Here is a 13,152-nt window from a genome sequence, read left to right as displayed (position 1 = left end):
GGAAACTCGCCTTGACCGGTTTTGAATAATATGTTTGCATATAAATACCAAATTCACAATTGGGGGCGGACCGGGGAAAAGTCCGTCGTGAGGAGGAGAAGCATGATGAGTTTCAAAACGTCCTGCCTGGCGGGAACGGCTCTACTGGCGTTGGCAATGGGTTCCGCTGGTGCGGCCGATTTGCCGGGTAAATTTGAAGGCGTGACGGTAAACGCCAAGCTGATCGGCGGTCAGCAGTATGAAGCGCTGTATTCACGCATTGCCGAATGGGAAAAAGCGACCGGTGCCAAGGTCAACATCCTGTCCAAGAAGAACCACTTCGAACTGGACAAGGAAATCAAGTCGGACATCGCTTCTGGTTCGATCAACTGGTGCGTCGGCTCCAACCATTCGTCCTTTGCGCCGCAATATCCTGATCTCTATGCCGACCTGAATGGTTTGCTTCCATCGGGCGAAATCGAAGGTTTCGTGCCATCGGTGATCAAGGCTTCGACGCTTAACGACAAGCTGGTCATGCTGCCGCGCGCGCAGTTCGACGTCTCGGCGCTCTACTATCAGAAGAGCCTTTACGAAGACGACGCCAAGAAGACCGCGTTCAAGGAAAAATACGGCTACGATCTGGCACCGCCAAAGACCTGGAAAGAAGTTTCCGATCAGGCTGTGTTCTTTGCCGATCCACCGAATTTCTACGGCACGCAGTTTGCGGGCAAGGAAGAGGCGATCAATGGCCGCTTCTATGAAATGCTGGTCGCAGAAGGCGGCGAATATCTCAAGGACGGCAAGCCTGCTTTCAATTCTGAAGCCGGTGTCCGTGCGCTCGACTGGTTCGTCAATCTCTACAAGGCCAAGGCCGTTCCTGCAGGCACCACCAACTATCTGTGGGATGAGCTCGGCGCTGGCTTTGCATCCGGCACCATTGCAATCAACCTGGATTGGCCGGGCTGGGCGACCTATTTCAACGACCCAAAGTCGTCGAAGGTCGCAGGCAATGTCGGTATCGTTCCGCCTCCGACAGGTTCTTCCGGCAAGCGCACCGGCTGGTCGGGCCATCACGGCTTCTCGGTCACCGAATCCTGCGCCACCAAGGAAGCTGCTGCTTCGCTCGTCTGGTTCCTGACCAACGAGGATTCGCAGAAGCAGGAATCGGCTGCTGGCACGCTGCCAACCCGTACGGCTGTCTGGGATTATGTCATCGAACAGGCTGCTTCCGATCCATACAAGAAGGAAGTGCTCTCCGTGTTCCAGGAAACGGCAAAGACCGCTTTCCCGGTTCCGCAGACCCCTTCCTGGATCGAGATTTCCAACGCTGTTTATCCTGAGCTTCAGGCGGCGATCCTTGGCGACAAGACCTCACAGCAGGCGCTTGACGATGCAGCCAAGAAGGCAACGCAGATCCTTGAGGATGCTGGCGAACTCTAGTCTCGCTTTGTGACTTCATGGCCCGCCTTTGGGAAACCAATTGGCGGGCCGTTTTGACAGGTTTTCTGGCTGATCCACCGCTTCGGAAGAACAATGTTTAAACGAATTTCTCCGCCGGTTCTGCTTTTGCTTCCGGCCATTATCATCCTCGCAGCGGTGGTTCTTTTTCCCCTCGCGCTTTCGCTTTATTCAAGCTTCACGCCATTCCGGCTGACGCGCCCTGACAGCCTGTTCAACTTCATCGGCTTGCGCAACTATCAGCGCATCATGAGTGATTGGGTGTTCTGGGCTGCATTCATCCGCACGGTGATTTTCCTCACCATCGCGCTCAATCTGGAAATGCTGCTCGGCCTTGGCTTGGCGCTGCTCATCAACAAGGCCACCCACGGTCAGCGTGTTTTGCGCACGCTGATGATGTTCCCGATGATGTTTTCGCCGGTTCTCGTCGGCTTCCAGTTCAAGTTCATGTTCAACGACAATATCGGTCTCGTGAACAATGCGCTGCAATCTCTGGGCATCACCAGCCAGGCTATTCCATGGCTGATCGACGGCAATCTGGCGCTGTTTGCGATTTTGCTGGCAGAAGTCTGGATGTCGACCTCGGTGTTCGCGATCCTTATTCTGGGCGGTCTTCTGTCCATGCCGCAGGACCCGGTTGAAGCCGCGCGCGTCGACGGCTGCACGCCATGGCAGACATTCCGCTATGTCATCTGGCCTTATCTGATGCCCTTTGCTTTCATCGCAATGACCATTCGTTCGCTCGATGTGGCCCGCGCTTATGACATCGTGAAGATCATGACCGATGGTGGCCCGGCACGCCGAACCGAGCTGATCTGGACGCTGGTCGGGCGCACCGCCTATTCGGATGCGCAGATGGGCTTGGCCAATGCCATGGCCTATGTCGCGATCCTGCTCTCGATCCTCTTCACCGTAATGTTCTTCCGCAAGCTTGCAGCCGCACGCGCGCAAATTGGAGCGGAGTGGTAATCATGGCATCAACAACGCTCTCCAATAACCAGCATCGCCTGCTGCGCCGCGTCAAGAAAGTCGCCTATCTTATCGGCCTGTTTCTCGCGATGGCGATCATTTGTCTGCCCGGTCTGTGGATCGTGCTGTCCTCGCTGCGTCCGCCGGTCGAAATCATGGCAAAGCCGCCGGTCTGGATTCCGCAGGAAATCACGCTTGATGCTTATTATGCGATATTCTCAGGCGCAGGCGGCGGCGGTATTCCTGTCTGGGATTATTTCCGCAACTCGCTGATTATCTCGGTCACATCCACCATCATCGCGCTGATTGTCGGCGTTTCGGGTGGCTATGCCTTTGCGCGCTTCCGCTTCTGGGGCAAGTCGACGACATTCCTCGGCCTCATGCTGACGCGCTCGGTGCCGGGCATTGCGCTTTCACTGCCGCTCTTCATGCTCTATTCGCGCATCGGCATTATCGACACGCATTTTGGTCTCATCGTCACCTATGTGGCGCTCAATGTGCCGTTTACGATCTGGCTGATCGACGGCTTCTTCCGTCAGGTACCGAAGGATCTGGCAGAGGCTGCCCAGATTGACGGTTGCACGCGCTGGCAGGCCTTCTGGCAGGTGGAATTTCCGCTGGCCGGTCCCGGCATTGCGACTGCTGGCATCTTCGCCTTCCTCACCTCATGGAACGAGTATGCGCTGGCGTCCCAGCTTACCCGTTCCGTCAATTCCAAGACCCTTCCAGTCGGTCTTCTCGATTACACCGCTGAATTCACCATCGACTGGCGTGGCATGTGCGCGCTGGCGGTCGTGATGATTATTCCGGCGCTGACCCTCACATTCATCGTTCAGAAGCACCTTGTTGCTGGTCTGACGTTCGGCGCGGTTAAAGGTTGATATAAAATGGCTCAGCTTTCCATTAAAAATCTCGTCAAGCGCTACGGCAATGTCGGCGTGGTACATGGCATCAATCTCGAAATCGCCGACAAGGAGTTCGTGGCGCTGGTCGGTCCGTCCGGCTGCGGCAAGTCCACGACGCTGCGCATGATCGCAGGTCTTGAGAGCATCTCCGACGGCGCGCTCGAAATCGGCGGCAAGGTGGTCAACGATCTGCCGCCGCGTGATCGCAACATCTCCATGGTGTTCCAGTCCTATGCGCTTTATCCGCATATGTCGGTGCGCGAGAACATGGGCTTCTCGCTCAAAATCGCCAAGCAGCCGCAGGCGGAAATCGACCGCCGCGTCAATGAAGCCTCCGCCATTCTTGGCCTCGAAGCGCTGATGGAACGCCGTCCGGCACAGCTTTCGGGCGGTCAGCGTCAGCGCGTTGCCATGGGCCGCGCCATCGTGCGCAATCCGGAAGTGTTTCTGTTCGACGAACCGTTATCGAACCTCGATGCCAAGCTGCGCACGCAGATGCGCACGGAGATCAAGAAGCTTCATGCCAAAGTGCAGTCCACCGTCGTTTACGTGACGCACGATCAGGTCGAAGCCATGACGCTGGCTGATCGTATTGTCATCATGCGCGACGGCCATATCGAGCAGGTCGGCACACCCGATGAAGTGTTCAAGCACCCAGCAACGCAGTTTGTCGCGGGCTTCATCGGCTCGCCACCCATGAATATGGCCGAGGCTACCGTGCAGGGTTCGGAACTGGTTTTTGCCAGTGGCGACCGCCTGCCAGTGCCGGCACAGTTCAAGGCCAAGGTCACGGATGGCTCCAAGGTCACGTTCGGCCTGCGCCCGGATGATCTGTTTCCGAAAGGCCATGGGCTTTCATCGGGAGACGCCGTTCATGAGGGCGAATTGCGCGTTTCGATCACCGAGCCGCTTGGCAATGAAACGCTGGTCTTTGTCGAATTTGCCGGCAAAGAGTGGGTGGCGCGTATGCTGAACCCGCGTCACCTTAATTCCGGTGAAGCGGTCTCCATGCATTTTGATCTGTCGCAGGCGCATCTGTTTGATGCGGCAAGCGGCAAGAGCTTGGCGGTGTAGTTATGGCGCGTATTGAAAAAGTCGAACTGCGCATGGTCGACCTTCCGCCGAAGGTCAAGCGCACCGATGCGATCCAGAGCTTTGTCAGCCAGGAAACGCCAATCGTCACCATCACCGACAGTGATGGTGCGGTGGGTACGGGCTACAGCTACACCATCGGCACCGGCGGCTCGTCTGTCATGCGCCTGTTGAACGATCATCTGGTGCCGCTGATTATCAATGAGGATGCGGATTGCATCGAGGCGATCTGGCGCAAGCTCGAATTTGCAACCCACGCCACCACCATCGGCGCGATTACGGCTTTGGCGTTGGCTGCGATTGATACGGCCCTTTGGGATTTGCGTGCGAAAAAACAGAACCTGCCGCTGTGGAAGCTTGCAGGCGGTGCCAAGGATCGTTGTCCGCTGTACACGACCGAAGGTGGTTGGCTGCATATCGAGAAAGAAGCGCTGGTCGAGGATGCGTTGCAGGCCAAGGCCAAGGGCTTCTCCGGTTCCAAGGTGAAGATCGGTAAGCCGCATGGTTCGGAAGACTATGCGCGTTTGGCGGCTGTTCGTGCTGCCGTGGGCGACGGCTTTGAAATCATGACCGATTGCAATCAGGGCTTTACGGTGGACGAAGCCATTCGCCGCGCCGAACGCCTGAAAGAACTCGATCTCGCTTGGATTGAAGAACCACTTCCGGCGGATGATCTTGACGGCCATATCCGTCTGACCCGTTCCACCCCGACACCGATTGCTGTGGGTGAATCGATCTATTCGATCCGCCATTTCCGCGAATATATGCAGAAGGGCGCTTGCTCCATCGTGCAGGTCGATGTGGCGCGTATCGGCGGCATCACGCCATGGCTGAAAGTGGCACACGCCGCAGAAGCTTTCGACATTCCTGTCTGCCCGCACTTCCTGATGGAACTGCATGTCAGCCTTACCTGTGCCGTCCAGAATGGCCGCTATGTCGAATATATCCCGCAGCTTGATGATCTGACCACCAAGGGCATGGAAATTCGTGATGGTCACGCTATTGCTCCATCGGAGCCAGGTATTGGTATTTCGTGGGATTGGGATGCCGTGCGTGCGCGCTCCGTTTCCGAATTCACCCGCGAGATCGTGAGGTCGTGATGTCGCAGCGAATGGGCATGGTGATCGGGCTGAAGCCTGAGAAGATCGCAGAATATAAAAAGCTGCATGCGAGCGTGTGGCCGGAGATTCTGTCGCTCATTTCCGAGTGCAACATCACCAATTATACGATCTTTCTGAAAGAGCCGGAAAACCTGCTGTTTGGCACATGGGACTATGTAGGCACCGACTTTGAAGCCGACATGAAGAAGATGGCCGATAACCCTAAAAATCAGGAATGGTGGTCAGTCTGTATGCCATGCCAGCAGCCGCTTGAAACCCGTAAAGAGGGTGAGTGGTGGGCGATGATGGAGGAAGTTTTCCATCATGACTGAGACTTTTGATCCCAAGAGCCTGCGCCAATGGTGGGCCAGGCCGTCGAAGCCGAAGCCCATCGTGATCTTCGGCGCGGGCAGCATTGTCGGCGACGCGCACCTGCCCGCCTACAAGAAGGGCGACTTTCCGGTTGCGGGCATTTTCGATCCCAATCTGGAAAAGGCTAAAGAGCTGGCCGACCAGTGGGGCATCAAGGCTTTTGCAAGTACTGAGGAAGCTCTTGCCGTCGAAGGCGCGATCTTCGATCTGGCGACGCCGCCCTCAGCCCATGCTTCGATCCTCGCGCAATTGCCGGAAGGTGCAGCCGTCCTCATTCAGAAGCCGATGGGCAGCGACTTGGCTAGCGCCACGGAAATTCTGAAAGTCTGCCGCGCGCGCAATCTGAAAGCGGCGGTGAATTTCCAGCTGCGTTTCGCGCCGATGATGTTGGCACTTTATGATGCTGTCGATAAGGGCTTGCTTGGTGAAGTGGTGGATTTCGACGCGTGGCTGGCGCTTGCGACTCCTTGGGGTCTGTGGCCGTTCCTCAAAGGTCTACCACGCATCGAGATTGCCATGCATTCGATCCATTATCTGGATTTCGTGCGTGGTCTGCTCGGCAATCCGCTCGGCGTTCACGCCAAGACCATCGGCCATCCGAACCACGAAGTTGCCCAGACGCGCACCGCAGCGATTCTCGATTATGGCAACCGCGTGCGTTGTGCGCTGTCGATCAATCATGACCATGATTTTGGCCGCAAATTTCAGGCTTGCGAGTTTCGCATCTGCGGCACCGAAGGTGCTGCCTATGTGAAACTGGGCGTCAATCTCGACTATCCTCGTGGCGAGCCGGACGAGCTGTGGATCAAGCCAAAGGGCGACGACGACTGGGTGCAGGTCGCACTTCAAGGCGCGTGGTTCCCGGACGCATTCTTGAACCGCATGGCGCAGTTGCAGCGTTTCGTGACTGGCGAAGACGCTGAACTTGTCGGCTCGGTCGAAGATGCCTGGCACACCATGGCACTGGTCGAGGCCGCCTATCAGTCGAGCGCTGCGCCTGCCACGCCGCTTGCCGCAAAACCGGAGGTCTGATCATGGCCGAACAGAAAATCTACTACGAAGATTATGAAATGAACCATGTGCGCCTCACCACGGGCCGCACCATCACCGAAACGGATTTCGTGGTTCACGCCGGGCATACGGGCGATTTCTTTCCGCATCATATGGATGCGGAATTCGCCAAGACCCTGCCGGGTGGTCAGCGCATTGCCCACGGCACAATGATCTTTGCAATCGGTGTCGGATTGACCGCAACGCTGATCAATCCGGTTGCATTTTCCTATGGTTATGATCGTCTGCGCTTTATTCGTCCGGTTCATATCGGAGATACGATCCGCACGCGCGTGACAATCAGCGCCAAGGAAGATGACCCGAAGAGGGCCAATATGGGCCGCGTTACCGAGCGGTGCGAAGTGCTTAATCAGCGGGATGAAGTGGTGCTGGCTTGCGACCACATCCTGCTTGTCGAACGGAAGGCTTGAAAATGACGATACGATTTGATGGAAAAACCGCACTGGTGACAGCCGCCGCTCAGGGCATTGGCCGTGCAAGTGCGCTGGCTTTTGCGGAAGCTGGCGCCAAGGTCTATGCGACCGACATCAACGAGGCCGCACTCAAGGAAATCGAAGGCGTTTCGGGCATTATCACCCGCAAGCTCAACGTGCTTGACGAGGCGGAAGTGAAGGCAGCGGTCGCCGAGATCGGTCAGGTCGATATCCTGTTCAACTGCGCGGGCGTCGTCCATGGCGGCTCAATCCTTGAGATGAAGGACGAAGATCTCGACTTTGCCGTCAATCTCAACGTCAAGGCCATGATCCGCACCATTCGCGCCGTGCTGCCGGGAATGCTGGAACGCAAGGACGGTTCTATCGTCAACATGGCGTCGGTCGCTTCGAGCGTGAAGGGCGTGCCGAACCGCTTTGCTTATGGCGTCACCAAGGCGGCGGTCATCGGCCTCACCAAGGCTGTCGCTGCCGACTACGTTGCCAAGGGCATCCGCTGCAACGCCATCTGCCCCGGTACGGTTGAAAGCCCGTCGCTTCAGGACCGTCTGCGTGCGCAGGGCGATTATGAAGAACAGCGCGCAGCCTTCATCGCGCGTCAGCCAATTGGCCGTATCGGCCAGCCGGAAGAAATCGCCGATCTCGCGGTCTATCTCGCAGGTGCCACGTACACCACCGGTCAGGCGTATAACATCGATGGTGGCTGGACGATCTAGAGCTATCGCTATTCAGGCTCTGGCGGCCTGCAAACGGTATTCTTCTGCGCTTCCGGTGCTCATGTACCTTTAAGTACATTCCGCTCCGGTTCTCGAAAAACACCATTTTCGGCACGCCATAACCAGAATTTCGACAGCTCTAGGCATTTCCACCACCCCCAATTTTATCCCCTCAAGGAGTAAACTCATGAAATTTCTTCGCTATGGCGAAACCGGTCAGGAAAAGCCGGGCCTTCTCGATGCAGACGGCAATATCCGTGATCTTTCCGCCCATGTAGGCGATCTTTCCGGCGCGGCTCTGACCCCGGATGCACTGGCCAAGCTTGGTGCGATCGATATCAATTCGTTGCCGAAGGTCGAAGGCAATCCACGCCTCGGTCCATGCGTTGCAGGCACCGGCAAGTTCATCTGCATTGGCCTCAACTATGCTGATCACGCTGCAGAATCCGGCATGGCCGTTCCGCCAGAACCAGTTATCTTCATGAAGGCCACCTCGGCCATCGTTGGCCCGAACGACGATCTGCTCATCCCGCGCGGCTCGGAAAAGACCGACTGGGAAGTCGAACTCGGCATCGTTATCGGCAAGACCGCGAAATATGTTTCGGAAGATGATGCGCTTGATTATGTCGCGGGCTACTGCACGCTGCACGACGTCTCGGAACGCGCTTTCCAGATCGAGCGCGCCGGTCAGTGGACCAAGGGCAAATCCTGCGACACGTTCGGCCCGACCGGCCCATGGCTGGTGACGAAGGACGAGGTTGCCGATCCGCAGAACCTTGGCATGTGGCTCAAGGTCAATGGCGAAACCATGCAGGACGGCTCGACCAAGACCATGGTCTATGGCGTACGCCACCTCGTTTCCTATCTCTCGCAGTTCATGTCTTTGCAGCCGGGCGATATCATCTCCACCGGCACGCCTCCCGGCGTTGGCATGGGCATGAAGCCACCGCGCTATCTCAAGGCTGGCGACGTTGTCGAACTCGGCATCGAAGGTCTCGGCACGCAGAAGCAGAACGTGCGCGCTGACGTTTAATTTTTTTGAGCATGCTCTGATCACGGATAAATCATGACGAAAATCACTGATCTGCGCGTCTTCGATCTCCGCTTCCCGACTTCGCAAAGTCTGGACGGCTCTGACGCGATGAACCCGGACCCGGACTATTCGGCAGCCTATGTCATCCTCGATACGGATGACGGGGCGCTGAAGGGCCATGGCCTGACCTTCACCATTGGACGCGGCAACGACATTTGCTGTCAGGCGATTCTCGCCATGCGTCATCTGGTCGTGGGTGCCTCGATGGATGATTTCCTCGCGGCCCCCGGCAAGTTCTGGCGCTACCTGACCGGTGACAGCCAGCTGCGCTGGATCGGCCCGGACAAGGGCGCGATGCATCTTGCCACCGGCGCTGTCGTCAACGCCTTCTGGGATTTGGCTGCAAAGCAGGCTGGCAAGCCGGTATGGCGGCTTGTGGCCGACATGTCACCGGAAGAGATCGCCGATATCGTCGATTATCGCTACCTCACCGATGCGCTGACCCGCGACGAAGCTGTCGAAATTCTGCGTAAAGCGGAAGCCGGCAAGGCTGAGCGTATCGCGAAGCTCGAAGCCAAGGGTTATCCTTGCTACACGACGTCTGCTGGCTGGCTCGGCTATGACGATGACAAGCTGCGTCGTCTTTGCCAGGAAGCGATTGATGAAGGCTTCAATCATGTGAAGATGAAGGTTGGTCGCGATCTCGAAGACGATATTCGTCGTCTCACCATCGCACGTGAAGTAATCGGCCCGGATCGTTATCTGATGATCGACGCCAATCAGGTCTGGGAAGTCAATCAGGCAATCGAGTGGGTCAACAAGCTTGCCTTCTCCAAGCCCTTCTTCATCGAAGAACCGACCAGCCCGGATGATGTTGCAGGCCATCGCAAGATCCGCGAAGCCATTGGCGATGTGAAGGTTGCGACTGGTGAAATGTGCCAGAACCGCATTATGTTCAAGCAGTTCATCGCGGAAGGCGCTATCGACATCGTTCAGATCGATTCATGCCGTATGGGTGGCCTGAATGAAGTTCTGGCCGTGCTGCTGATTGCTGCAAAATACAACAAGCCGGTTTGGCCACATGCGGGCGGCGTTGGCCTGTGTGAATATGTGCAGCACCTTTCCATGATCGATTATGTTGCCGTTTCCGGCACCATGGACGGTCGTGTGATCGAATATGTCGATCATCTGCACGAACACTTCATCGAGCCATGCATCATCAAGGATGCGGCTTATATGCCACCATCGCTGCCGGGCTTCTCGATTGAAATGAAGCCGCAGTCGATTGCGGAATATACGTTCAAGGATTGAGAGCCAGTTTTCGGCTTATTGTAAAATAAAAAGCCGCGCTGAAAAGCGCGGCTTTGTTTTTAGAGGAAGCGGATCATCAATGCGCCGGAAAGCAACAGAACCGCCCCGGCAATGCGCCCGGCGGTGATTTCACGCACCGCAACGCCCATGAAGCCGATGCGGTCAGCAGCCAGTCCGGCCATCAATTGTCCAGCAACAGCAAGCCCCATCACGGCAGCAGCCCCGATGCGCGGCGTCAGCAACACCGATGCGGTCACATAGATACAGCCAAGCGCACCGCCAGCCACGAACAGCCAGCCCGCAGGCACGTTGAACGCTGGCATTGCACCCGTCGCACGCGCGGTAATTCCGGCGATAACGGCAAGGATGACGGCACCGGAAAGAAACGAAATCGCAGCAGCTGTTACCGGCGATCCCAATCCACGAGCCAAGGCTGCATTGATTGGCGCCTGAATAGCAATACAGGCACCGGAAAGGATGCCGAACAACGTCCAGAGCATGGAGATTTCCTCGCTTGGTGAAGAACCTGGAAGGAACAAATGGAATGATTAGTCCTTGCAGAGGATAATCGTCAGGTCAATATTTCGAGCATGATCACGCCGAATACAGAGGCCTGATTGAACAAGTATTTTTGCGACGACTATTGAAGGGCTTAAAGTGGTGCCCGGAGGCGGATTCGAACCACCGACACGCGGATTTTCAATCCGCTGCTCTACCAACTGAGCTATCCGGGCATCCGTAACAAGCAGTTAGCTCGTTCGAGGCGGTGTTGGTTCCCGCCGGAAGTGGGTGGGTTATAGCATTAAATTTCGCGCTGTCCAGCACCGTATCGCAATTTTTATCAGCTTTTCTCACATCTTTGATAAATAACTGATTTTATTGGAGGAAGCCACTTTGAGAGAGGTTTAGTTTCCTTCTTCTTCCTCTTCGTCAATCGGCTTCCCCGGCAGGACATAGCTGCCGGATAGCCAGCGATTGAGGTCGATGCTTTTACAGCGTGGCGAACAGAACGGATAGGATTCGCGCGATGAAGGCTTTCCGCATTCCGGGCAGGGGCGCGTCGGACGCAATGGCGTCACTCGTGCACCTGCTGCGGTCGATATGTCCTTCTTGTCGCTCATACCTGCTCTCAGACTTTCCCGCTGTTCCAGTTAGCGTAAACCGGGTAGTCGACGTCGTTCAGCAGGCTGATAGTTTCCTGCAGCGGCAATCCCACGACGTTTGTATAGGAGCCAACCAGCTTCACAACGAAACTACCGGCCAGCCCCTGGATTGCATAGCCGCCCGCTTTCCCTCGCCATTCACCAGACGAGAGATAGGCATCCATCTGCTGGCGGGATAACCGTTCAAAACGCAATCGTGTTTCAACCAGTGTCTGGCGCAAATTCCCGTTCGGCAAGACAAGGCTCACTCCTGTGAACACCTTGTGCGTACGCCCGGAAAGCAGCCGCAGACATTCTCTTGCCTCGTCGGCAATCTCCGTTTTGGGGAGAATGCGCCGGCCCACGGCCACAACAGTATCGGCAGCAAGAATGAAGGCACCGGCGAAATTCGCATCGTCCTTCAGCTGCTCTTGTGCCTTGCGCGCCTTCTCCCGCGACAGACGTCGCGCCAGCGAGCGCGGGTGTTCCGCGCGCTGCGGCGTTTCATCTATATCGGCCGGATGAATGTGGTCCGGTTCGATGCCTGTCTGCCCCAGAAGCTCGATCCTGCGTGGAGAACCGGAGGCAAGAACCAGCTTGTGTTGCGCGCTCATCGAATAGACATTTCCTGGAACGGGAACGGATTGCTTACTTGAAGCGGTAGGTGATGCGGCCCTTGGTCAGATCGTAAGGGGTCATCTCAACCAGAACCTTGTCGCCGGCCAGAACGCGGATGCGATTCTTGCGCATACGGCCTGCCGTATGGGCGATGATTTCATGTTCGTTCTCGAGCTTCACGCGGAACATAGCATTCGGCAGCAGTTCCGTAACAACACCCGGAAATTCTAGGACTTCTTCTTTCGCCATGCGATACCTGTGTCTTTCTTTGATAAAATGCCGCTCTCGAGCGGTCTTTAGGTCGGAATTTGCGCGGAACCTATATGATTAGGCGGCATTTGTGAACAACGGAATTCCGTGAACTTGATGCTGGAGCATTTCCAGCAAAAGTGCGAAGCCGTTTTGCGTCGGATAATGCGACAAAACAAACAGTTAGAGCGGTTCCGCCGATTCCGTATTAGCCGGAACCGTTCTTGTCAAAACGCTGCATGATTTGCCGCTTCAGGCGGTCCCGCACATCGCGATAAGCCGCCATGATCTGACTTCTGCTGCCTGCCACCAGCGTGGGGTCCGGCGTTGGCCAATATTCGACATCAACCGAGAAACCCCGCATTCGCTCCAGCACAGTATGGTGGGCAAGTGGTGTCAGCGTTACAATCAGGTCGAAATATCCATCAGCAAGTTCTTCGAGGCCACGCGGTTGCCGGTTATCAAGCGACAAGCCTTCCTCTTGAAGTACAGCATCGACAAACGGATCACGTTCACCCCGCTTCACACCTGCAGAAGCTACATAAATATTGGGTGGCAGGGCCTGTCTTGCAAGTAACTCCGCCATGGGTGAACGAATTGCATTCTTGCCGCAGACAAAAAGCAGGGACTTGGGCAGGCTCGATTTATGATCTTCGTCGCCGTCGGCGCTGAAATTCACGGGAGGGGCATCGGTGATGACCATCAA

Annotated in this window: 16 protein-coding genes and 1 tRNA gene; 11 read left to right on the top strand and 6 right to left on the bottom strand. The window is 56.3% G+C overall.

The genetic code is table 11. The features are described from left to right. Positions 1-102: 102 nt before the first annotated feature. The 11 genes from AC1RHM_RS16825 (at position 103) to AC1RHM_RS16775 (ending at position 10,437) form a co-directional block, all read left to right on the top strand. The gene (locus AC1RHM_RS16825) at positions 103-1,419 is read left to right on the top strand and encodes an ABC transporter substrate-binding protein (RefSeq protein WP_011982490.1); all 1,317 of its coding nucleotides are present in this window, start codon (positions 103-105) and stop codon (positions 1,417-1,419) included. Positions 1,420-1,512: 93 nt separating this feature from the next. After that, positions 1,513-2,406, top strand: a complete 894-nt coding sequence (locus AC1RHM_RS16820) for a carbohydrate ABC transporter permease (protein ID WP_010658081.1) — start codon at positions 1,513-1,515, stop codon at positions 2,404-2,406. Between the two features lie 2 nt (positions 2,407-2,408). After that, the gene (locus AC1RHM_RS16815; RefSeq protein WP_010658082.1) at positions 2,409-3,287 is read left to right on the top strand and encodes a carbohydrate ABC transporter permease; all 879 of its coding nucleotides are present in this window, start codon (positions 2,409-2,411) and stop codon (positions 3,285-3,287) included. 6 nt (positions 3,288-3,293) lie between these two features. Further along, on the top strand, positions 3,294-4,385 hold the full coding sequence (locus AC1RHM_RS16810) for an ABC transporter ATP-binding protein (protein ID WP_151576461.1): 1,092 nt from the start codon (positions 3,294-3,296) through the stop codon (positions 4,383-4,385). Between the two features lie 2 nt (positions 4,386-4,387). Next, positions 4,388-5,503 carry a mandelate racemase/muconate lactonizing enzyme family protein gene (locus AC1RHM_RS16805; RefSeq protein WP_151576462.1) on the top strand — a complete coding sequence of 372 codons (1,116 nt, stop codon included), beginning with the start codon at positions 4,388-4,390 and terminating at the stop codon, positions 5,501-5,503. After that, positions 5,503-5,835: an L-rhamnose mutarotase gene (locus tag AC1RHM_RS16800; RefSeq protein ID WP_151576463.1), complete on the top strand. Its 333-nt coding sequence runs from the start codon at positions 5,503-5,505 to the stop codon at positions 5,833-5,835. The genes AC1RHM_RS16805 and AC1RHM_RS16800 overlap by 1 nt, the downstream gene beginning before the upstream one ends. Continuing rightward, positions 5,828-6,907: a Gfo/Idh/MocA family protein gene (locus AC1RHM_RS16795; protein WP_151576464.1), complete on the top strand. Its 1,080-nt coding sequence runs from the start codon at positions 5,828-5,830 to the stop codon at positions 6,905-6,907. The genes AC1RHM_RS16800 and AC1RHM_RS16795 overlap by 8 nt, the downstream gene beginning before the upstream one ends. 2 nt (positions 6,908-6,909) lie before the next feature. Next, positions 6,910-7,356, top strand: coding sequence for a MaoC/PaaZ C-terminal domain-containing protein (locus AC1RHM_RS16790; protein WP_010658087.1), 447 nt, complete (start codon positions 6,910-6,912; stop codon positions 7,354-7,356). 2 nt (positions 7,357-7,358) lie between these two features. After that, a complete protein-coding gene (locus AC1RHM_RS16785) occupies positions 7,359-8,093 on the top strand; it encodes an SDR family oxidoreductase (RefSeq protein WP_011982496.1) in 735 nt (244 codons plus the stop codon). Positions 8,094-8,280: 187 nt separating this feature from the next. Next, complete coding sequence (locus AC1RHM_RS16780; protein ID WP_011982497.1) at positions 8,281-9,126, top strand: fumarylacetoacetate hydrolase family protein; 846 nt, start codon at positions 8,281-8,283, stop codon at positions 9,124-9,126. A gap of 33 nt (positions 9,127-9,159) precedes the next feature. Continuing rightward, positions 9,160-10,437 (top strand): L-fuconate dehydratase, encoded by a 1,278-nt coding sequence (locus AC1RHM_RS16775; RefSeq protein WP_151576465.1) that lies wholly within the window; start codon positions 9,160-9,162, stop codon positions 10,435-10,437. A 59-nt stretch (positions 10,438-10,496) separates the two neighbouring features. Here the strand turns inward: AC1RHM_RS16775 and AC1RHM_RS16770 are convergent, their stop codons facing one another. The 6 genes from AC1RHM_RS16770 to AC1RHM_RS16745 form a co-directional block, all read right to left on the bottom strand. Then, positions 10,497-10,937: a DMT family transporter gene (locus AC1RHM_RS16770; protein WP_029925820.1), complete on the bottom strand. Its 441-nt coding sequence runs from the start codon at positions 10,935-10,937 to the stop codon at positions 10,497-10,499. A 158-nt stretch (positions 10,938-11,095) separates the two neighbouring features. Beyond that, positions 11,096-11,171: transfer RNA gene (locus AC1RHM_RS16765), tRNA-Phe, on the bottom strand. 171 nt (positions 11,172-11,342) lie between these two features. Beyond that, positions 11,343-11,558: a DNA gyrase inhibitor YacG gene (yacG, locus tag AC1RHM_RS16760; RefSeq protein WP_010658092.1), complete on the bottom strand. Its 216-nt coding sequence runs from the start codon at positions 11,556-11,558 to the stop codon at positions 11,343-11,345. An 8-nt stretch (positions 11,559-11,566) separates the two neighbouring features. Next, positions 11,567-12,193, bottom strand: a complete 627-nt coding sequence (locus AC1RHM_RS16755) for a Maf-like protein (protein ID WP_010658093.1) — start codon at positions 12,191-12,193, stop codon at positions 11,567-11,569. 34 nt (positions 12,194-12,227) lie between these two features. Then, complete coding sequence (infA, locus tag AC1RHM_RS16750; RefSeq protein ID WP_002965531.1) at positions 12,228-12,446, bottom strand: translation initiation factor IF-1; 219 nt, start codon at positions 12,444-12,446, stop codon at positions 12,228-12,230. Between the two features lie 208 nt (positions 12,447-12,654). Beyond that, positions 12,655-13,149 (bottom strand): arsenate-mycothiol transferase ArsC, encoded by a 495-nt coding sequence (locus AC1RHM_RS16745; protein WP_051917515.1) that lies wholly within the window; start codon positions 13,147-13,149, stop codon positions 12,655-12,657. Positions 13,150-13,152 lie beyond the last annotated feature (3 nt).

The organism is Brucella sp. GW823-FHT04E01, from assembly GCF_058796175.1.
Note: the sequence above shows the minus strand (reverse complement) of the source record. Positions and strands in the feature narration are given on the sequence as shown.